1 protein-coding gene is annotated in these 518 nt (G+C 36.9%); it reads left to right on the plus strand.

The genetic code is table 11. The features are described 5' to 3' along the window. A partial coding sequence (locus tag CJF42_RS27955; RefSeq protein WP_095369403.1) for a hypothetical protein occupies positions 1-387 on the plus strand: 387 nt, incomplete at its 5' end. Positions 388-518: the final 131 nt, after the last annotated feature.

A 518-nucleotide genomic window follows, 5' to 3' on the forward strand; every position in this document is an offset into this window, starting at 1 on the left:
GGAGCCTTTGATAAATTGGAAACACTTGAGCTAATTAAACAAACAGATGAAAACGTCATTTCATTCGAAGACTTCTCTTGTCTAAGCGAACAAGGGGATTTGATTGGCTTGGTAAATTCATTTTCACTTAAAATTGCAAAACTTTATATGAAATGTGAAATAGAGTTTGAGTTAGCTGATGGTGCGATGAATTATATTTTTGGTTTCATGACGGATGATATCTTTATGAATTTCAGTGGTAATTTTATTCCAAGTCCTGCTATTGATATTTATGATGCATTTGATGCGGGTGAATATCAGCATTCGGGAGATTCAGATGATACATGCCCAATCGAAAAGTATACAAAACCACACTTAATTGAAGTACTTGAAACTTACGGCTCCTAACAAGACCGTTAAACCAAAGGACACAAAACAGCAGGCTGTGCTCCTTGGTCGCAAATTTTAGCCTGCTATTTTATGCCGTTTACGGCAAGCGTTGCGACTGTCCGCTTGTGGCACAATTTAGTTTTTAATCT

The sequence above is a fragment of the Pseudoalteromonas sp. NBT06-2 genome, from assembly GCF_002276045.1.
Lineage (GTDB): Bacteria > Pseudomonadota > Gammaproteobacteria > Enterobacterales > Alteromonadaceae > Pseudoalteromonas.